The organism is Stenotrophomonas sp. CFBP 13718 (genome assembly GCF_014842145.1).
Taxonomy (GTDB): Bacteria; Pseudomonadota; Gammaproteobacteria; order Xanthomonadales; family Xanthomonadaceae; genus Stenotrophomonas.
This window is the reverse complement of record NZ_JACYVC010000012.1, coordinates 53,785-74,872: the sequence shown is the minus strand read 5'-3', so window position 1 is coordinate 74,872 and position 21,088 is coordinate 53,785. Positions and strand designations below refer to the sequence as shown.

The 21,088-nt window shown below is 66.8% G+C and carries 14 protein-coding genes; 9 read left to right on the top strand and 5 right to left on the bottom strand.

Annotation, left to right across the window (positions count from 1 at the left end):
- Positions 1–9: 9 nt before the first annotated feature.
- The 4 genes from cpaB to IFT58_RS16315 form a co-directional block, all read right to left on the bottom strand.
- Positions 10–1,044, bottom strand: a complete 1,035-nt coding sequence (gene cpaB, locus IFT58_RS16330; RefSeq protein ID WP_192096152.1) for a Flp pilus assembly protein CpaB — start codon at positions 1,042–1,044, stop codon at positions 10–12.
- A gap of 20 nt (positions 1,045–1,064) precedes the next feature.
- Complete coding sequence (locus tag IFT58_RS16325) at positions 1,065–1,565, bottom strand: TadE family protein (RefSeq protein ID WP_192096150.1); 501 nt, start codon at positions 1,563–1,565, stop codon at positions 1,065–1,067.
- Complete coding sequence (locus IFT58_RS16320; RefSeq protein ID WP_342029575.1) at positions 1,562–2,083, bottom strand: A24 family peptidase; 522 nt, start codon at positions 2,081–2,083, stop codon at positions 1,562–1,564. The genes IFT58_RS16325 and IFT58_RS16320 overlap by 4 nt, the downstream gene beginning before the upstream one ends.
- Positions 2,084–2,191: 108 nt before the next feature.
- Positions 2,192–2,377 (bottom strand): Flp family type IVb pilin, encoded by a 186-nt coding sequence (locus IFT58_RS16315; protein ID WP_192079711.1) that lies wholly within the window; start codon positions 2,375–2,377, stop codon positions 2,192–2,194.
- A 590-nt stretch (positions 2,378–2,967) separates the two neighbouring features.
- On the opposite strand from IFT58_RS16315, the gene IFT58_RS16310 reads away from it, so the two are divergent.
- From IFT58_RS16310 to IFT58_RS18955, 7 genes are all read left to right on the top strand, one after another.
- Complete coding sequence (locus tag IFT58_RS16310) at positions 2,968–3,948, top strand: helix-turn-helix domain-containing protein (protein WP_192079709.1); 981 nt, start codon at positions 2,968–2,970, stop codon at positions 3,946–3,948.
- A 185-nt stretch (positions 3,949–4,133) separates the two neighbouring features.
- Positions 4,134–8,747 (top strand): YadA-like family protein, encoded by a 4,614-nt coding sequence (locus IFT58_RS16305; protein WP_192096146.1) that lies wholly within the window; start codon positions 4,134–4,136, stop codon positions 8,745–8,747.
- Between the two features lie 64 nt (positions 8,748–8,811).
- A complete protein-coding gene (locus tag IFT58_RS16300) occupies positions 8,812–9,636 on the top strand; it encodes an OmpA family protein (protein WP_192096145.1) in 825 nt (274 codons plus the stop codon).
- A gap of 136 nt (positions 9,637–9,772) precedes the next feature.
- Entirely contained in the window at positions 9,773–10,057 is a 285-nt protein-coding gene (locus IFT58_RS16295; RefSeq protein WP_188327087.1) for a hypothetical protein, read from the top strand.
- A gap of 92 nt (positions 10,058–10,149) precedes the next feature.
- Positions 10,150–11,079: a M14 family metallocarboxypeptidase gene (locus tag IFT58_RS16290; RefSeq protein ID WP_192096143.1), complete on the top strand. Its 930-nt coding sequence runs from the start codon at positions 10,150–10,152 to the stop codon at positions 11,077–11,079.
- A 143-nt stretch (positions 11,080–11,222) separates the two neighbouring features.
- Positions 11,223–13,202 (top strand): choline BCCT transporter BetT, encoded by a 1,980-nt coding sequence (betT, locus tag IFT58_RS16285; RefSeq protein WP_188327089.1) that lies wholly within the window; start codon positions 11,223–11,225, stop codon positions 13,200–13,202.
- 290 nt (positions 13,203–13,492) lie between these two features.
- Positions 13,493–16,039 (top strand): methyl-accepting chemotaxis protein, encoded by a 2,547-nt coding sequence (locus IFT58_RS18955; RefSeq protein WP_274603075.1) that lies wholly within the window; start codon positions 13,493–13,495, stop codon positions 16,037–16,039.
- Between the two features lie 130 nt (positions 16,040–16,169).
- Here IFT58_RS18955 and IFT58_RS16275 read toward each other — a convergent pair whose 3' ends face one another.
- Positions 16,170–17,147, bottom strand: coding sequence for a zinc-binding dehydrogenase (locus IFT58_RS16275; protein WP_192096141.1), 978 nt, complete (start codon positions 17,145–17,147; stop codon positions 16,170–16,172).
- Positions 17,148–17,560: 413 nt separating this feature from the next.
- Here IFT58_RS16275 and IFT58_RS16270 point away from each other — a divergent pair, with 413 nt between their 5' ends.
- Together IFT58_RS16270 and IFT58_RS16265 are read left to right on the top strand one after the other, a co-directional pair.
- Positions 17,561–19,939, top strand: a complete 2,379-nt coding sequence (locus tag IFT58_RS16270; protein ID WP_192096139.1) for a ribonucleoside-diphosphate reductase subunit alpha — start codon at positions 17,561–17,563, stop codon at positions 19,937–19,939.
- A 97-nt stretch (positions 19,940–20,036) separates the two neighbouring features.
- Positions 20,037–21,077, top strand: a complete 1,041-nt coding sequence (locus IFT58_RS16265) for a ribonucleotide-diphosphate reductase subunit beta (protein ID WP_188327092.1) — start codon at positions 20,037–20,039, stop codon at positions 21,075–21,077.
- The last annotated feature ends 11 nt before the right edge of the window (positions 21,078–21,088 follow it).

Below are 21,088 nucleotides of genomic sequence, written 5' to 3'. Positions count from 1 at the left end.
TCGTCGAGTTCAAGGGGTGCTGCTGCCACGGATGATTTCGATACCGGGCGGTGCCTGTCGTGGCACTGGACGCCGGGTTGTGGCGACCGCGCTGGCGGTGGCCGCTGCGGCGGGACGCGGCCCGCTGCGCCCTGCCAGCGCGTCGAAATCAAGACCGGCGAACGCGTCGTTCTCCGGATTCGAGACCGCGGCAGCGCGTTCGTCCTGCAGTCCGCGCGCAGCGGCCAGCACCGTCCGGGGCACCGGGAACAGGCTGGGGTCGGCGACGGCCGTGTCGGCGGGATTGCGCAGGGCAAGGAACAACTTGCCCTGCTGTGCGCCGAGCAGCAGGCGATTGGCTTCGGCCACCGGCACCGCCAGCACCGCACTGCGCGCCGGTTGCTCAGGTGGACCGCTGCCACTGTCCGCGCTGGCGGACCCGCGGATGTCCGCAGCGCGCGGGTCGCTGTCAGCCTCCTGCAGCGGCTCGTCCGTGCCCGCTGGTTGCGTCCGTGGCACGTGCAGATCGTGTGCGCCGTAACTCAGCACGCGCAGCCGGGACAGCAGCAGGCGGGTCTGCGCCTGCTCCGGCTCGCCGTAGGCCTGGCTGCCTTTGAGGTTGAGGAACACGTCGACGAAATCGCCCGGCAGGATCCGGTTGCCCGCAGCCGCCAGCTCATCGACCGGCACGGCAAGCGCGCGCTCACCTGGGCGGACCTGGAGGGAGAACCCCTGCGCGAGGAATTCCTGTTGCAGCACGGTGCCTTCGGCGATGTCCTGGGTAGGCACCAGGCCGACCACGTTCGCCGTGTCGCGGTACGCGCCGGCAGGGGAGTGCGGACGCACGCTGATGCGGACCTGCGACAGCTCGATGGGGCTGCCAGCGATCAGCCGCCCACTGGCCTCGACAACCCGCTCCTGCGGAACATCGGCGGTGCTGTGGGTCGGCGGACTGGCCGGCGCGCGGGCCTCCGCAGCGCGGCGGCCGACAACGAGCGCGATGAGCGCGAGCAGCACCGCAAGGGCGAGCAGGACAATGGCGGCGATGCGGGTGAACTTGAGCATGGAGCGTCTCCTGACACCTTTCAGTTACTGCCCAGGTCGAGTTGGGCGACGGCGATGCTGCGGATCGGACGGTCCATGGCCCAGCCGTACAGGCGCCCGGTTCCAGGGAGGAAAGGGTGCGCACCGTAGTCGTAGCTCACCGACACCTGGATGCATTGGGCGTCAGCCATGCCGACGCAGGGCGTGGGCTGGGAAACGAGGATGGGGGCGCTGCCGCCGTTGCTGCAGTCCGGGGTCTGTCCGGCGTAGGCGAGCAGCCACTGCATGGAACGCTGTGCGGCCTGGCAGGCGCCGACGCGTCGCTGCTGTGCGGTGCCGAAACGAAGCGATGCGCGCGCCCCTTCTGCCGAGGCCGTGGCCAAGGTCTGCTGCACGGCCATCATCATCACGCCGGTGTAGGTCAGGAACAGCAACGGCAACACGCCGAGCATCAGCATGAAGGCGAATTCGAGGGTGACCACGCCGCGCTGGCGGGAAGGGCGGGCAGAGCGGGCAGAGCGGGCAGGGAAGCGGATGTTCATCGGGCGCTCCCGGCAACGGTCCAGAGCACCCAGGCCATGGCAGCCGCACCCAGGTAGGCGGCATACGGAATCCCGGCACGCCCTTGCCGGGCACTGTGCATGCGCTGTATCGCCGGACGTTCGTGCAGCTGGCTTTCCCACTGCTGTCGCGCGAGCACCATCCGGACAGGCAGCAGGCCCTGCAGCGCACGCCAGGCGTACACGGCGACGGCATGCACGCCCGCCAGCAGGCTGGCTGCGATCCAGACGGGCAGCAGCGCCTGCCAGCCGAGCAGCAGCCCCACCACCGCGAAGAACTTGACGTCGCCCGCGCCCATCCAGCGGATGGCGTAAAACGGAATCAAGGCGGCAAAGCCGATCAACAGACCGAGGACGTGGGGCATCGGATCGCGGTCGGACGATGTCAGCGCCGAGGTCGTGATGGCCACGACCCCGGCGCCCGCCGCCGCCAGCAGCCAGAGATTGGGAACACGACGTGCGTAGAGATCGCTGATCACGATCCGCAGGCACAGCACCATGGCCAACAAGCTCAAGGCGGTCATCGTTGGGCTCCTCCGGTGAGCGCACGTCAGCGGTTAAACCCCGCCTCCTATACGACGCGCGGGATCGGGGAAAGAGGCGCCGCGTCAGGTTGTTGCGCTGCCCTGAGTGACTAGCACGTTGAGGCGGGTAAACAGTGCAGTGAAGAAGCCAGTGAACTGGTCACGGCCCACGACCACCAACACTCCGGCGATGACCGCCGCCAGCAGGCCGTATTCCAGCGCGGTAACGCCGTCTTCTTCTTTCAGGAACTTGCGGATGGATGCATTCATGACGGTTGACTCCCTTTACCTGTCAGTTATTCCAAGGATATTGCCCGGATGGTCGATGCGGCTCCGCCACGACCATTTAGTTTCCCGCACGATTCCCTGTGCAGGCAGCGGTTCCCGCGAGGGAACCTGCATATTGTGGCGACCGGCACAGGGCACGGACTTAATAGGCGGCCGGCACGACGTCCAACGCCGACCCCGCCTTGCAAAGGCCGTGTGCTGGCTCGTATTTCGCCAGTCAACGGTTCCCCGAACTGCCACCGCGTGCTTACTGTGCCTCAATTTCACCTGATGACAACATCAATCGCTATGCAAATTCGGCACAAACGTGATGAATGCGATTGAGGCGTGGCGGAGTGCGGACTACATCACATTTGGATCGAATTAAAGCAGAGGTCCTCCGCGGGTGCGTCGGGAAATTGACGCGTTCACTTAATAATCGGTGTGTCCACGGCGCGTCCAGGATTTCAAGTTTACGCGCGCAGATAATCAGGCATACTCCGTTCATCAACACGAACGAACCAGGGTGCGCGTGCGCACGCCGGATGGTTGGTGAAAGTCGAAGTGTGGTGCCGAAGGGGGATGTCACTGTCATGGCAGATGGTGTTGGAAGCGTTGGCGAAAACGGATTGCGGCCGATGGACCTGGCGACGCTTGGCAATGTGCTGCGCGTGTGCGATGTGGAGCTGGTGCTGCTTGATGGCAACGGTCCGCGCGCGTCCATCGACGCACGCGTGCACGACGAGGCGCTGTTCTGCCATGTGGCGACTGGGTTCCAGGTGCGTGGTCGCTTCATGCTGCCGCCCGACTGGGCGATGGTGGGGTATGTCCATGCCGCTGATCCCGATCGCAGCTGGTGCCACGGTGTACCGCTGGCGGCCGGCACGGTGCTGACCGTGCTGCCCGAGGGCATCAGTGAATTCGCATTGGGCGCCGGAACACGCATCACGCTGGTGCTTGTCGCTGCCGCGCGGTTGCAGCGCAAATTGACCGAGCTCAGCCTGCGATCCACGCCGCCGTCAGGCCAGGCGCTGAATCTGTTCGGCATCGCCGACGATGCCGGCCTAGCGGATCACTACCGGGAACTGCAGGCAGTGTTGACCGCGGGCAACAGTGCGGGCCTGGCTGCGCAGGCAAGCGACGGCCTGTTGCACGAACATGTGCAGGCACTGCTTGCCGCGGGACCGGGCGAGCAGGTGATGAACACGCGGGCGCGACGGACGCACTACCTCATCGTGCAGCGCGCCGAGAACTTCATGCGCTTGAACCTGCGCCACAACATCTACATGAACGAGATCTGCGATGCGGCGGGCGTGAGCGAGCGCGGCCTGCGTTACGCGTTCGAAGATCTGTTCGGCCTCTCGCCGAACCGCTACCTGTCGATGCTGCGCCTGTCTGCTGCCTGCCGCGGGCTGTCGATGGCGGACGGCGGACGTCGCTCGGTGAAGGCCATCGCATTGAGTTGCGGCCTGTGGGATCTGTCCCGGTTTGCCGACAACTACCGCAAGGTGTTCGGTGAGCTGCCACGCGATACCTTGATGCGTGCGCCGGGCGCGACGGGCCAGTCCAACTGAGGCAGCAGACGCGATTGCCGGAATCGTGCATCGCGCTGCCGAATCTCTTCGACACCTTGCCGGAATGCGTCGTTTGCCTGCCGGAATGAAGTGCCCCGCATGACGTGCACGCGCTGAAATAGCAGTCACCTGCCAACAGGCAGACCGAATGACTCACGACGCGTCGTCCACGGGGGACTGAACTCATGAATCGCATTTTCCGACTGGTGTGGAGCAAGCAGCTGCGCGCCATGGTCGTGGCCTCTGAACTGGCCACCGGCGCCCACGGCGCCTCTTCACTCATCGATCAGCGCCCTGGGCTGCCCGCCCCGGCCGCGCTCGCCATTGCCATGGCATTTGCGCTGTGCGCCGGCTCGGCTGCCGCTGCGGAGAACAACCAGACGATGCGTGATCTGCATGCCCTGGCCGCTAAGTACACGCAGCAGGCACCGGTGAAGATCGATGCCGATGCCGCCTTGGCCGTCCTCGCCGGCCAACAGGCCGCACGACCGCTTGTCGACGTCGATGCGAGTGTCAACCTGCGACTCGCGGCCGACCTGCCGATTGTCCGCCACGTGCTGCCAGCGAAGGTGCAGGTCGCAGCGGCGGTGCGGGCAGAGGCATCGGCGGCGAAGCCGGTCATCGCGGCGGGTGCCGTCGCTTCCGTCACCGACCCGCGCCGCGCCGTACCTGCGATGGCAGTGAACGCAGCCGTGCAGGCCGGTGGTGCAGCCGATCAGCCAGCGAGTGGCGTGCAGGCCGTCGTCGCTGCTGCGCTGTCGGATGGCAGGACCGCTACCGGTAGCAGCAACGCCCACGTCGCGGCAGAAGCGGCCGTGCGCCTCGCCGCGAAGGAAGAAGATCCGATTGCGACCGACGTGGTGGTCAACGCCGCGCTGGATGCGGGTCCTGCCGGCGGTGTATCGGTTGCCGCCGACGCCCATGTGCTCGGTGCCGCCGATCGCAACCCGAAGCGGGTCCTCCAGGCATCTGCCAGCGCGCAGGCCAGTGGCCTGAACCTGGGCAGCGTGGTGGGCGGTGTCGGCTCGCTGCTGGGCGGCGTCGGCAGCGCAGTGGGCGGGCTGGTGCAGGGTGACCTCGGCACGGTGGTGGGCGGCATCGGCGCCGGCGTGGGCGGACTGGTCGGCGGGGTCACTGACGGGCTTGGCCTGAGCGCACCTTCGGCCATTCCGCCGGGAAGCCCGAAGGCACCGCGACCGGCCGCGCCCAACGCGGGCCTGGTCATCGGCAGCGGTGGCGTGGTCGGTACGCTGTCCACGCTGGTCGGGCCGACCTTGCAGAGTGTGCTGGGCGGCGATGGCTTCGTCCGTAATGGCGGGTTGTCGGTCAGCAGCGCCAACGTGCAGCAGACCTACTCGGTCACCAATGTGCTGGGCCTGCCGGTGGTCAACCTGACCCCGGTCGGCACGTTGCTTGACGGACTGGGTGGCGCCACCACCGGTGGCAGCTCGCACCTGACGCTGATCGGCGGCGTCACCTCGGACAGCTATATCTACAACATCAACAACGGCGACCCGAACGGGCTGCTGGGCCTGCTGCTTCCGGGCCAGGCGCCGGAGTGGGCGGCATCGTGCCTGAACGTGCTGGGCGTCGTCTCGGTGGACTGCTGGGCGGTCAATCCGGCGCAGGACTTCCAGGTGCTGATGGGCGATGGCGCCTATGCCAACGGGTCGCGCGAAGTGGTGATCGGCGCCAATGCCAGCCACCGACTGCCGCAGCAGGATGCCAACGTCGCTTTCCCCGGCGCCGGCGTCAACGATCCAAGCAATCCCACCGGCGTGCCGACGGCGGATTACGCCGCACGCATGGGCCACTCGGTGATCGTCGGTGACAGCGCCAGCGGCACCGCCAACGGCCAGGTGTTGCTGGGCGCGGAGGCGACGTCCAGCGAAGCCAACAGTGTCGCGCTGGGTTACCGCTCCAGTGCGTTGCGCGGTGCGCAGGCCAGCTACAACGCCTATGGGCTGGATACCGCACAGGTGTCCAGTGGCGAAGTGTCGGTCGGTTTCGCCGGCGGCGAGCGGCAGATCACCCACGTCGCGGCGGGCAGCCTCGCCAGCGATGCGGTCAACGTGGCACAGCTGCAGGGCGCGGTCGAACTGATCAACGCAGCAGGCGTCATGGCCGTCACGTACGACGACGATGGCACCGGCCTGCCCAACTTCCGCCGTGCCACGCTGGGCGGGGGGACGGGCACGACCACCTTGGCCAACATCGCCGACGGCGTGGACGCCAACGATGCGGTGAATGTCAGCCAGCTGGAGGCCATGGAGCAGGGCGCGGTGCGCTATGACGTAGCCGCCGATGGCAGCGTGGACTACCGCAGTGCCACGCTGGGCAACGGCAGCGGCACGACCCGGCTGAGCAACCTGGCCAACGGCATGGTTGCCGCGGCCAGCACCGAAGCGGTCACCGGCGCGCAGCTCTCCACTACCAATGATGCGCTGTCGGCTTTCTTCGGCGGCACCACGTCCTATGACCCCGCTACCGCGCTGTTCACTGCGCCGCAGTTCGCCATCACCTCGGTGGCAGCGGACGGCGGGCAGGCAGCAGGCGTGTACGACAATGCCAACGACGCGTTCGACGCGGTTGGCGGCTCGCTGGTCAACCTCAATACGCAGATCAGCGACATCCGCAATGGGGAGGCGTCGCGCTTCTTCAAAGTCAATTCGATCGGCGTGGATGCGGCGGCGCCGGGCACGGAGTCGGTCGCCATCGGGGGCGGCGCCAGCGCAATGGCGGGCAATGCCGTGGCCCTCGGTGCGGGCAGCGTGGCGGATCGCGCCGACAGCGTGTCCATCGGCGCGCTGGGTGCCGCGCGCCAGCTGACCAACGTGGCCGATGCCACCGAACGCAACGATGCGGTCAACCTGGGGCAGCTGCAGGCCTCCGAACAGGGCGCGCTGCGCTACGACGTCGCGGCCGATGGCAGCATCGACTACCGCACGGCCACCTTGGGCAACGGTACCGCGACCACGCTGAGCAACCTGGCGGCGGGCGAGGTGGCGGCCACCAGCAGCGAGGCGATCAACGGGGCCCAGTTGTTCGCGGCCAGCCAGTCCGTCGCAACGCATCTGGGCGGGGGCGCCGGCGTGGATGCCACGGGTGGCATCACGGCGCCGACCTATACGCTCAACAGCGTGGCGGTTGACGGTGCCGTTAGCAGCGGCGACTACAACGATGTGGGCAGCGCCTTCGATGCGGTGAGTACCTCACTCGCCAATGTCGCCGACAAGACCGACACCGTTGACCGGCTGGCCGTGAAGTACGACGCCGATGCCTCCGGCAACGCGAGCAACGCCATCACCCTGGCCGGTGACGGCAGCGGTGGCGCGGTGCAGCTGGGCAACCTGGCCGACGGCAGCATCGGCGCGGGCAGCCGGCAGGCGGTGACCGGCAACCAGTTGTTCGCCACCCACCAGACCGTCGCCAACTACTTCGGAGGTACGACCGTGTATGACGGCGCAACCAATACCTGGACCGCACCGACGTTCCGCATCTCGTCCATCGCTACCGACGGGTCGGTGGTTGGCAGTGACTACGGCAATGTCACCGTCGCGTTCTCTGCCGTGGACTCGTCGCTGCAGAACATCAACCAGCGCATCGACAACATCGGCGGCGGCGGAAGCGCGTTCCTCGCGGTCAACTCGAGCAAGTCCGGCGCCACGGCCGCAGGCACCGACGCGGTAGCCGTAGGGCCGCAGGCCAGTGCGGCCGGGACGGCCAGCGTGGCGATCGGCGATGGCGCCAGCGCGGCGGCCGACAACAGCGTGGCCCTCGGTGCAGGATCGGTGGCCGCGACGGGAGCGCAAGCCGGCTACACCGGGGCGTTCGGTGCCGCAGGCAGCAGCAGCTCGGCGGGTGAAGTGTCGCTCGGCAGCACCGGCAGCGAGCGGCAGCTCACCCATGTGGCCGATGGATCGGCGCGCTACGACGCGGTGAACGTCGGCCAGCTGCAGAACGGTGTGCAGTACGCCATCGACGAGTCCAGGAGCTACACCGACCAGCAGATCACCAACATCAACAACGGCAGCGCCGGGATGTTCCAGGTGAACAACTCGCAGGCGCTGGCCAATCCGTCGGCGAGCGGCAGCAACGCTGCCGCCGGTGGCGCAGGCGCCAGCGCCGCCGGGGCGAATGCCACGGCATTGGGTAACGGCGCGCAGGCGCAGGCCGACAACACGGTTGCGCTGGGTGCGGGGTCGGTCGCCAATCGCGCCAACACGGTGTCGGTGGGCAGCGCGGGGGCAGAGCGGCAGATCGCCAACGTGGCCGACGGCAGCCAGGCCACCGATGCGGTTAACGTCCGCCAACTGCAGGCCTCGCAACAGGGCACGATCCGCTACGACAGCACCACCAGCGGCGCCACCGATTTCAGCAGCGTCACCCTGGGCCAGGCGGGCAGTGGCCCGACCCAGGTCCGCAACGTGGCGGCCGGCTCATCGGGCACGGATGCGGTCAACGTGGATCAGCTCCGCAGCGGCATGTCGCAGACGTTGGACTGGTCGAAGGCTTACACAGACGAACGCATCGACAGCTTCGACCGCAACCTGAAGCGCACCGACGACCGTGCGTCGGCCGGCATCGCATCGGCCATGGCGGTGGCTGCATTGCCGCAGCCCAGCGAAGCCGGCCGCAGCATGGCCTCCTTCGCGGCGGGCAGCTTCAACGGCGAGTCGGGCATGGCACTGGGCATTTCCGGCGTCTCCGATGGCGGGCGCTGGATCTACAAGTTCAGCGGGTCGACCAACACCCGCGGCGACGGCGGTGTCGCCATGGGTGCCGGCATCCAGTGGTAACTGCACCGGGGCGGCCGGCCCTGCGTCGGCCGGCACCGGTATCGCTTCATACAGGGGGAAACAGATGAACAGATCACGCCATCACGCCCACGCCGTGCGCTGCATGCTCGCGGCAGTGGCCCTGGGCCTTGCTGCCCTCACCGGCTGCCGCAGCCATGCGACGGCGGGTGCCGACAGCATGGCGTTTCCGCCGCCCGCCAAGGCGTCGTTGAAAGAGGGCGTCTTCGCCGATCCGGCGGACCTGCGGCGCTTCTCGCCCGGCATGAGCAAGCGGCAGCTCTACGCCCTTCTGGGCACGCCGCATTTCAACGAAGGCATGTGGGGCGTACGCGAGTGGAACTACCTGTTCAATTTCCGCATGCCACAGGGTGGCGAGTACTTCACGTGCCAGTTCCAGGTGCGCTTCGATGACAAGGGCGTCGCCCAGGGCGGCCACTGGAAGCCACAGTCGTGCGCGGCGCTGGTCGAGCCGCCAACGGTGCCGGCTGCAGCAGCCCAGCCCGCCGCGTTGCCGCGTGAACCCCTGCGCCTTTCGGCCGATGCGCTGTTCGCGTTCGACAGCGCAGCGCTCAGCGCGACAGGTCGGCAGGCGGTAGACGGGGTGGTGGGCCAAGTGCAACGCGCCAGCCAGGTCCAGCACGTCGACGTGGTGGGCTATTCCGATCGCATCGGAACGCCTGCCTACAACCTGGACCTGTCGCGGCGCCGCGCCGATGCAGTGCGCAGTGCCTTGGTGGAAGGCGGTGTGGACCCCACGGCCATCCGGGCCGACGGGCGCGGCGATGCCGAGCCCCTGGTCCAGTGCGCGCAGCGAAGCCACGCGCAGCTGATCGCGTGCCTGGCGCCCAACCGCCGGGTACAGATATCCGGCCGTGCACGGATGGACTGACCGATCTCTTTGCGTGACGTGCCTGTCGGCACGCTCACCTCCCGTGTCCCCCTGGTTCTCCGGCACGCGCGGCAGCGTCTCCCCCGTCCAGCCCGCGCGTGCCGGTGAACCAGTTCTTTCTTGCAGCAGGAAATCCATGAACGCACAACTGGCCATGAAGACCCAGACCACGATCAGCCTGTACGGGCAGCTCGGCAATCATGCGGTCGTGCGCCTGCCCGGTCGCCGCCACCCGGGGTTGATCGTGCAGTCCGATACCGTGGCGGGGTTCATCGCGCAGTTGCAGGAGGCACAGGTATCACTGCGCAGCGGACGCACCCAGCGGGCCGAGGCCGAGATGGCCCTGCTGATCGAGGTATTGCAGGACTGGTATGCGCAGATTGAAGGCCGCTTGGCCGACGCCGGCGAGGCCATGGGGTAGGGCGGGCGACACACGGGCCCAGCACGGTGGCCGACAGGGGCACAGCGTGCGGTGTTAAAATCACGCCTGATTCCTGCTGCCGCGAGACCATCATGTCGCCTGAAGCGTTCTATCCCGTGGGTACACCGGGTCAGCCCTGGGGCGAAGCCGAACGTGCGCAGTGGCGTGCACGCCAGCAGCGGCTGCGGCGATTCGACGAAGACGTGCTGCCGCGCATCGATGCCCTGTCGTCGCGCTTCGAACGCGTGCAGTACGGTGCGTTGGACTACGCCGGGGATCGCTACCCGTTGCTCGCGCTGCGCAGCCAGCCGTGGGATCCGGCCCTGCCCGCGGCGCTGGTGACCGGTGGCGTGCACGGCTATGAAACCAGTGGCGTGATGGGGGCGCTTGAGTTCCTTGAGCAGCGCGCCGCCGACTACGCCGGCCGCATCAATCTGCTGGTGATTCCCTGCGTCAACCCGTGGGGCTATGAGCGCATCAACCGGTGGAACTTCGATGCGATCGACCCGAACCGCAATTTCCGCGCGAATGGCCCTGCACGCGAATCCACGGCCGTGGTCGAGCTGGTGGCACCGCTGAAGTCACAGTTCGTGCTGCACATCGACCTGCATGAGACCACGGACAGCGACGAGAGCGAGTTCCGCCCCGCGGTCGCTGCACGCGATGGCAAGCCCTTCGAGCCGGGCCTGATCCCCGATGGCTTCTATCTGGTGGATGACACCGAAAACCCGCAGCCGGCGTTCCAGCAGGCGGTGATCCGCGCGGTGGAGCAGGTCACCCACATCGCGCCGGCCGACACCCAGGGCGAGATCATCGGCTCAACCGTGGTGTCGCACGGGGTGATCGAGTACCCGCTGGTGGCGCTGGGCCTTTGCGCGGGCATCACCGGGGCGCGTTTCACCACCACCACCGAGGTGTATCCGGACAGTCCGCGGGCGACCCCACAACAGTGCAATGACGCCCAGGTGGCCGCGGTCACGGCGGCATTGGACCACGCCCTCGGCCGGGTCGCCGGTGGGTGACGTACGGCAATATGACGCAATTGACTAACGTAAACAGCCGAAACCGCGCCTAAAGCGCGGTTTTTGCCATTCTTCATGCAGAATCCATGGCAGCTCCGCCATCATGGTACGGATATCCCACTGATTCGGAGCAGGTCGCTTTCATGGAAGCACTGGAGCCACAACATACCCCGGTGCGGACCCTGCGGCCCGTCTTCGCCATCGCGTCGATCATCGTCGTGGCGTTCGCCGTCTTCGTCAGCGTGTACCCGCTGGGCGCGGGGCGCATGCTGCTGCAGGCGCAGGACTGGGCCTCGTCGAACGTAGGCTGGTACTACCTGCTGGCGATGACGCTGTACCTGGTGTTCGTCGTCGTCGCTGCGCTGTCGCCGTACGGCAACATCAAGCTGGGCGCTGACCATGACGAGCCGGAGTTCAGCTATCTGTCGTGGGCCGGCATGCTGTTCGCCGCCGGCATCAGCATCACCCTGTTCTTCTTCTGCGTGTCCGAGCCGCTGACCCACTTCATGCAGCCACCGCAGGGCGGCGGGCCGGCCGGAGAGGCCGGTGCACGCCAGGCCATGTCGGTGCTGTTCCTGCACTGGGGCCTGCACGGCTGGGGCGTGTTCGCCCTGGCGGCGATGGCGATGGCCTACTTCGCTTACCGGCACAACCTTCCGCTGGCCCTGCGCTCGGCGCTGTATCCGCTGATCGGCAACCGCATCAACGGACCGATCGGCTATACCGTGGATGCCCTGGGGATCGTGGCCACGGTGTTCGGCCTGGGCGCGGACATGGGGTTCGGCGTGCTGCACCTCAATGCCGGCCTGTCGCACCTGTTCGATGTCCCGCATGCGCACTGGGTGCAGATCACCCTGGTCGTGGTGATGATGGGTGCCGCGGTCGCGGTGGCCGTGACCGGCGTGGAGAAGGGCGTCCGCCTGATGTCCAACGTCAACATGCTGCTGGCCATCGCGCTGGTGCTGTTCATGCTGTTTGCCGGGCCGACCCAGTACCTGCTTGGCACGCTGATGCAGAACGTCGGTGACTATCTGGGCAGCGTGGTCGGCAAGAGTTTCGATGTCTATGCCTACGGCGGACGACCCGGCTGGATGGGCAACTGGACGGTGTTCTACTGGGCGTGGTGGATCGGCTGGTCGCCGTTCGTGGGCCTGTTCATCGCGCGTATCTCGCGTGGCCGCACCATCCGCCAGTTCGTGTTCGGGGTGCTGCTGATCCCGCTGGGCTTCACGCTGGCGTGGCTGTCCATCTTCGGCAACAGCGCACTGGACCAGGTCCTGCATCACGGACAATCGCAGTTGGCGCAGCTGGCCATCGATGACCCGCCGACCGTGCTGTACGCCCTCCTGGACACGTATCCGTGGAGCCGGGTGGTGATCGCGGTGACGGTGTTCGTGAGCTTCATCTTCTTCGTCACCTCGGCCGACTCCGGTGCGGTGGTGCTGTCGACCCTGTCCTCGCACGGGGGGGCGCCGGAAGACGATGGCCCACGCTGGCTGCGCGTGTTCTGGGGCGCAGTGACCGCCGTGGTCACCGCGGGCCTGCTGCTGGCCGGCAACATGGACGCCCTGAAGTCGGCGGTGGTGCTGGCTTCGCTGCCGTTCTCCGCCGTGCTGCTGCTGATGATGTGGGGGCTGATGCGGTCATTCGCCGATGAGGGCCATCGCAAGCGGGCGCTGCAGTACCGTGCCTCGCCGCTGGTCGGGGCCAGCAGGCACCATCAGGGCTGGCGCCAGCGGCTGGGTCAGGCGGTCAACTTCCCGGTGCGCGACCAGGTCTACCGCTTCATGGATGACGATGTGAAGCCGGCGATGGAGGATGTAGCCGAGCAGCTGCGCGGGCAGGGCTGGGACGTCTCGACCCGCTTCGACTCGGGTGACATGGAGCTGGCGGTGGACCATGGTGAGCAGCAGGATTTCCAGTACCGGGTCATCCTGACCGGCTACCGGGTACCGTCCTTCGCCTCGCACCAGGCACGCAACAGTCGCTACTACCGCGCCGAGGTGCACCTGTACGAAGGCAGCCAGGACTACGATCTGGTGGACTACAGTCGCGAGCAGATCATCAACGACATCATCAGCCAGTACGAGCGGCACGTGCAGTTCCTGCACCTGAGCCGCTGACGCCCCGCGGGATGCGGGCAGGGCAGGGCAGCGTGTCGCCGGGAGCGCCGCGCGGTGCGCTCGCCGAGCATGGCTCGGCGCTACCGTCCCCGGCGCGCTGGCCGCCCCTCGATTCTGCGGGATGCCGTTGTAGCGCCGAGGCATGCTCGGCGGGATGCCGGCAGCGCCGAAGCGGGATGCCGTTGTAGCGCCGAGCCATGCTCGGCGGGATGCTGGCAGCGCCGAAGATGGTCAAGAAAGTGTCACGCAGGTCGATAGAGAGGCTGTCCGCCCCCCTTCCGAGCCTCACGATGCGCGCCGTCTCCCCCTCACCCCGCTCCCCCCGCCGACCCAGCGTGGCCCGCCGCCTGATGCTGGGCACCGGCCTGCTGGCCTTGGCCTGCTTCGGCTTCACCGCCGTCATCAGCTACTGGCGCAGCAGTGATGCGCTGCTGGAAAGCGCCCAGGCCCGGTTGAAGGACCTGTCCGGCCAGGAAGCGCAGCGCATCGCCGCCGAGATCGCGGTGGCTGCCGACACCGGCACGTCACTGGCCAACAGCTTCCGCGTGCAGCGCACCTTGGGCAGCCTGGACCGGACGGCCGCCGACGCGGTGATCCGGGCCCAGCTCGAGGCGCATCCGCAATGGCTCGGCATGGGCACGCTGTGGGAACCGGATGCGTTCGATGGCAAGGATGCGGAGTTCGTCGGCAGCGAGGGCCACGATGACAGCGGTCGCTTCATGACGTGGTGGGCCTGGCAGAGCGGCACCCTGGTGCGCGAACCGTTGAGGGACTACGAGAAGCCCGGTGACGGCGACTGGAACCTCAAGCCGCGGGAGACCCGCGCGCAGGCCGTGGTGGAGCCGTATTACTACCCCGTGGCCGGCAAGGACACGCTGATGACCACGGTGGCGACGCCGATCCTGGAGGGCGACCGCTACCTGGGCGTGGTGACCGTGGACTTCACCCTGGCCGCGCTGCAGGCGCGCATCGCTGCGATGCGCCCGATGGACGTGGGGCATGCCACGCTGCTGTCGCCGGCCGGTTCGGTGATGGCCAGCCGCAACCCAGCGGATGTCGGCAAGGTCCGCGACGATGCCGCCACCCGCGCGATGCTGGCCGCCGTGGCCAAGGGGGAAACGGTGAGCGGTGAGGTCGACTTCAATGGCGAAAAAGAGCTGCAGGTGTTCGTGCCGCTGCGCGTGGGCTCTGCGCCGCAGGTCTTCGCGCTGGGTATTTCGGTGCCTGCCTCGCACGTGATGGCGCAGGCCCGGGAACTGCTGTGGGTGATCGTGGCCGTGGGCCTGTTGTCGGCGTTGCTGCTGAGCGCCGCGCTGTACCTGCTGCTGCAGCGGCTGGTCCTGAAGCCGCTGGCGGAGGCGGAGCATGTCTCGGCAGCCGTTGCCGAAGGCAAGTTGGACAGCCGCATCAGCGTGGTGCGCGATGATGAAGTGGGGCGCCTGCTGGGCGCGATGGGCAGCATGCAGGACCAGCTGCGCGCCGTCATCACTGCCCAGTCGGAACTGGCCGAGCGGCACGATGAGGGACAGATCAGCTACCGGCTGGACGCGGCCGCATTCCCCGGTGAGTACGGTCGCATGATCGCCGGCACCAACGCGTTGGTGGCCGGCCACGTGGCGGTGCAGCAGCGCCTGGTGCAGGTGATGGCCTGCTACGCAGTGGGCGACATGAGTGCGGACATGGAGGACCTGCCGGGCGAGAAAGCACTGATCAGCGCTGCCATGCGTGATACCAAGGCCAACCTGCAGGCCATCAACACACAGATCCTGCAGCTGGCGCATGCCGCGGCAGCGGGTGACTTCACCCAGCGTGGCGATGCGTCGCGCTTCTCGCATGACTTCCGCGGCATGGTGGAGGGGCTCAATACCCTCATGCAGACCACTGACGCCAACCTGGCGGAGCTCTCGCGGCTGCTGCAGGCGATCGCCCGCGGTGACCTGACGGCGCGGATGGAGGGTGATTTCCACGGCGTCTTCGCACAGATGCGGCGTGATGCAGATACCACGGTCGAACAGCTGACGCGCATCGTCGGCGGCATCCAGCAGGCCAGCGCGATGATCAACACGGCGGCCGGCGAGATCGCGGCGGGCAACGATGACCTGTCGCAGCGCACCGAACAGCAAGCCGCCAGCCTGGAAGAAACGGCGGCGTCGATGGAAGAACTGACCTCCACCGTGCGCCAGAACGCCGACCATGCGCGCCAGGCCAACCAGCTGGTGCAGGGCACGGCCGGGGTAGCGTCACAGGGCGGCGAGGTGGTGGCGCAGGTGGTGCAGACGATGAGCGGCATCGAAGTGTCGTCGCGGCGCATCGCCGAGATCATTTCGGTGATCGATGGCATCGCCTTCCAGACCAACATCCTGGCGCTCAACGCGGCCGTGGAAGCGGCACGGGCGGGCGAGCAGGGGCGTGGATTTGCCGTTGTCGCAACCGAGGTGCGTGCGTTGGCGCAGCGTTCGGCCACGGCCGCGCGCGAGATCAAGGGCCTGATCGATGATTCCGTGGAGCAGGTGGAGCAGGGCGCCACGCTGGTACGGCAGGCGGGCAGCACGATGCAGGAAATCGTCAGCTCGGTGCACCGGGTGACCGACATCATGGCCGAGATCTCCGCCGCGTCGCAGGAACAGAGCGCGGGCATCGAACAGGTCAGCCAGACCGTGGTGCAGATGGACGAAGCTACCCAGCAGAATGCGGCCTTGGTGGAAGAGGCGAACGCGGCCGCGCGTTCACTGGAAGAGCAGTCGCACGAACTGCAACAGGCGGTGGCGATCTTCCGCCTGCGCGGTACCGCTGGCACGGCGAACGTGCCCAGGCGTGTAGTCGCCGAACCGGCATGAGGGTTCCGGGCTGACGGCCAGCGGGCGTAGCGCGGGAAGCGCCGCGCGATGCGCTCGCCGAGCATGGTTCGGCGCTACCACAGCTCCCGGAGACGGTAGCGCCGCGTTATGTTCGGCGAGACAGACGTGATTACGGGCGCAGCAGCACCTTGCCGGTGCGCCCGGATGCGAGGCTGGCCGCCGCCGCGTCGCCAATGTCATCCAACGAGAACACCGCCTGCACCGGCAACTGCAGCTCGCCCGCCGCCGCGCGCTTCAGCAGTTCGCCCACCAGCCGCTTCTTGTCGTCCACGGCCATCGCCTGGCTGACCTTGCTGCCCCAGAAGCCTTTGACGGTGGCCTGCTTGAAGATCACATCCCCCGACGGGATCTGCATCGGTTCGCCGGTCATCGAACCAAACGACACCAACGTGCCGCCCTCGCCGAGCAGGCCCAGCAGCTCGCCGCTGGCCGTGCCACCAATCGAATCCACGGCCGCCGCGGCCAATGCCTCGCCGAGCAGGTCACGCACTGCGTCCTGCCAACCGTCCGACGCGGTGGACACGACATGCGGGATGCCCATGGCCTCCAGCTCCGCTACGCCGTCGTCGCGGCGGACCAGGTTGACGACGTTCACGCCGCGCGCCTTGGCCAGCATGGCCAGGCTCTTGCCCACCGCACCGTTGGCGGTGTTCTGCACGATCCACTGGCCGCGCTCCACCTTGAGGAACTCCAGCAGCATCAGCGCGCTCAGCGGCATCGCGATCAGCTGTGCGGCGATTTCGTCGCTGATGCTGTCCGGCATCGGGATGACCATCCGTTCGGGCGCGATGAACGCCTCGGCCCAGGTGCCGTGCACTGATGCAGCGGCGACGCGCTGGCCGATCTTCAAGCCTTCGACGCCCTGGCCCAGCGCATCGATCGTGCCCAAGCCCTCGCTGCCGCCAATGGCCGGCAGGGTGGGCTTGTAGCCGTACTTGCCGCGGACCGTCCACAGATCGTGGTTGTGGATGGGCGCGAGCACGGTGCGGATGCGGACTTCGCCCGGGCCGGGCTCGGGCAGGTCATGATCGGCGGCGGACAGGACGGATGTCGGGTCGCCGAAACTGGCGTGGAGGGCAGCGCGCATGGTGAATCCTTGGTACGTAGAAACAGAGGGACAGCGTGCCACCCGTCCCTGCAACAGCAGGTCAACGCAGGCTGCGACCTATCGTCGCAAGGCCGGATAATCGCTTATCTTGTGTTGACGGCATCGACCAAGCCCACTATGTTGTGGCTGTCACTCCCGGTCAGCCGCCGCCGCCGGACGCAACCTCTACGTCCCGCGGCCAGCCTCCCCTGAAGCTTTCCGTGTCGACGCGGCCGCCACCATGCGGACGCAGGTCGCCCCCACGGCCCGGATACCGGCCGCAGGCGCAGGCAACAGCCGACGATCTCCGTTCCCGCGCGATGGCATCACACCCGACCTCCTCGTGCGCCGGTATCGCGTGCGGGGTTCCATGGCCACACCCGGGTCCCGCGGTGTGCCAGGAGAGCTGGACCATGACAGACACCCCCTACCGCGCGGCCGCCCCGGCCAGCGCCAGCGAGGCCGTGCACGCCACTGGCGAGTCCATCACCACGTGGATCACCAAGGAAGCAGGAAATCGCCAGCTGCCCTTCGATCCGCTGCGCCTGGACTGCAGCATCGACCGGATCCAGCATGATCTGCCGATGCTGGACGTTGCCGGTTTCCGCCGCAGCGTGCATTCCATCGTCGAGCGCAAGCCCCGCATCAGTGCGGATGACCTGGTCGACCTGATGATCCGGGAAGCGGAATCGCGGGTCGACGTGGTGGCCCCTGAGTGGGAGCAGTTCGCCGCGCGGCTCTATCTGGCGCGCTTGTACAAACGCGCCGCACGCAACCGCTTCTACGATGCCGGCCTCAAGTACGGCTCGTACGTCGGGTTGCAGGAAAGCCTGGCCGATCGCGGGGTGTACAGCAACGATATCCTGCGCTGCTACTCGAAGGAGGAGCTGCAGCAGGCGGGCGCGATGATCGACCCGCAGCGCGACGCCTTGTTCGCCTACAACGGGCTGTACCTGCTGGCGACGCGCTACCTCGCCACCGACACCTCGCGCGAGGTGTATGAGCTGCCGCAGGAGCGCTGGCTGACCATCGCGCTGTACCTGATGCAGAACGAGGGCGGAACGGGGCAGGGCGGACGCAGCCGCCGCATGCAGCTGGTGGGCGAGGCGTACTGGGCCCTGTCCCATCTGTACATGACCGTCGCCACGCCTACATTGGCCAACGCCGGCAAGACCGGTGGCCAGCTCTCGAGCTGCTTCATCGATACCGTCGACGACAGCCTGCAGGGCATCTATGACTCCAACACCGACATCGCGCGCGTCTCCAAGCATGGCGGCGGCGTAGGCGCTTACATGGGCTATGTGCGCAGCAGCGGCGCACCGATCCGCGGGGTGGCGAACTCCTCCGGTGGCGTTGTGCCCTGGATCAAGCAGCTCAACAACACGGCGGTGTCGGTCGATCAGCTGGGGCAACGCAAGGGCGCCGTGGCGGTGTACCTGGATATCTGGCACCGCGATATCGAGGCGTTCCTCGACCTGCGACTGAACAACGGAGACCAGCGCCTGCGCGCGCACGATGTGTTCACTGCGGTGTGCGTCCCGGACCTGTTCATGGAGGCAGTGGAGCGCCGTGCAGACTGGTATCTGTTCGATCCGCATGAAGTAAAGCAGGCCAAAGGCTGGTACCTGCAGGACTTCTTCGACGAAACGCGCGGGCAAGGCAGTTTCCGTGACCGCTACGCGGAACTGGTCGCCGATGAGCGCATCAGTCGCCGCACCGTGCGTGCGATCGATCTGTTCAAGCGGATCATGCTCAGCCAGCTGGAAACCGGCAACCCGTTCCTGTTCTACCGCGACGAGGTCAATCGGCGGAACCCCAACAAGCACTGCGGCATGGTGTATTCCAGCAACCTGTGCACCGAGATCCTGCAGAACATGAGTCCGACGCGAATGATCCAGGAGATCGTCAGCGGCGACCAGATCGTGACCACCCGGCGTGCCGGTGACTTCGTCGTCTGCAATCTTTCCTCGATCAACCTCGGCCGCGCCATCAGGGCGGCGGACGACCTGCTGGCAAGCGACGTGCTGGAGCGGCTGATCCCCATCCAGGTCCGCATGCTGGACAACGTGATCGATCTGAACGTGCTGCCGGTGCCGCAGGCCACCATCACCAACCGACGCTATCGCGCGATCGGCCTGGGCACGTTCGGTTGGCATCATCTGCTGGCCCAGCAGGCCATCCAATGGGACAGCCCGGATGCCGAGACGTTGGCGGACACCCTCTACGAACGCATCAATTTCCTCACCATCCAGGCCAGCACGCAACTGGCGGCGGAGAAGGGCAGCTACCCGATGTTCCGTGGCAGCGACTGGGACACCGGCGCCTACTTCCGTGACCGCGGCTATGACAGTGACGCATGGCAGACGCTCGCCGCCGACGTGTCCCGGCAGGGGCTGCGCAACGGCTGGTTGCTGGCGGTGGCGCCGAACATGAGCACCGCTCAGATCGCCGGGTCGACCGCGTCCATCGATCCGATCTACAGCGCGTTCTATTACGAAGAAAAGAAGGACTTCCGGCGACCCGTCGCGGCACCCGGCCTGTCCCTCGACACCTGGCCTTACTACGAAAAGGGCGCCTACATGGTGGACCAGTTCGCCAGCGTGCGGCAGAACGCGCGGCGCCAGCGCCACGTAGACCAGGGCATCAGCTTCAACCTGTATGTGCCCAGCAGCATCCGCGCCAGCACGTTGCTGGAGCTGCACCTGGATGCGTGGCGGCAGGGTCTCAAGACCACGTACTACGTGCGCTCCAATGACATCGACATCAGCGAATGTGAGTGGTGTTCCAGCTGATCGTCGTGACAGGCGCTGGCCGCCCAGCGAACGGCCGATGCAACCGATCAACCGCCGCCGGGCAGGGCCCGGCGCTACCGGAACCACAGGAATCCCCATGGCAACCCCGCTGGACCGCATCCGCATCCTCGAACCGCGCCACCCCAACCGCAGCACCGGCATCATCAACGGCCGCACCAGCGGCATCCTCAACTGGAACGATATCCCGTATCCCTCGTTCTACCGGGCCTACAAGGAGCTTTCGACCAACTTCTGGATTCCCGACGAAGTGGACATGAAGCAGGACGCGCGCCAGTACGCCGAGCTGTCCGGTCGCGAGAAGAATGCGTATGACAGCATCATCGGCCTGCTGGCCACACTGGACTCACCGCAGACGCGCTTCATCTACAACGTGGCCGAGTACATCACCGATCCTGCCGCGCATGCCAACGCCGCGATCATCGGCCAGCAGGAAGTGATCCATAACGAGAGCTACAGCTACGTGCTGGCATCGATCACCGACCTGTCCAACCAGAACCGGGTGTTCGAGATCGCGCGTACGCATCCCACCATCATCAAGCGCAACGCGCCCATCATGGAATCGTATGACGACTTCCTGCGCGAGAAGTCCGCAGAGACGCTGCTGAAGGCGCTGATCCAGTCCTCTATCCTGGAAGGCATCAACTTCTATTCGGGGTTCGCGTTCTTCTACAACATGGTCCGCCAGAACCGCATGAACGGTACTGGCAAGATCATCAGCTTCATCAACCGCGATGAGCTGGCGCATACCAAGTTCATCAGCGAACTGATCCGCGCGATCGTCGGCGAGAACCCGAGTCTGCAGGGGGATGCGCTGACCGCCTACGTACACGACGCCTTCGCCCACGCCATCGAGCTGGAAACGCAGTGGAGCGGCGAAGTCCTGGACGGCATCGACGGCATCGACGTGGATGAGATGGTGCGCTACGTGAAGTACCGCGCCAACAAGATGGCCGGGATGCTCGGCATCGAGCGCTTGTACAGCGATGCCAGCGACAACGTGATGCCGTGGATCAAGGCCTATGCGGACAACTTTACCGAGACCAAGACCGACTTCTTCGAGATGCGCAATGCCAGTTACAAGAAGACCAACCTCGACAACGGATTCGACGACCTGTGAGCAGACGCGCC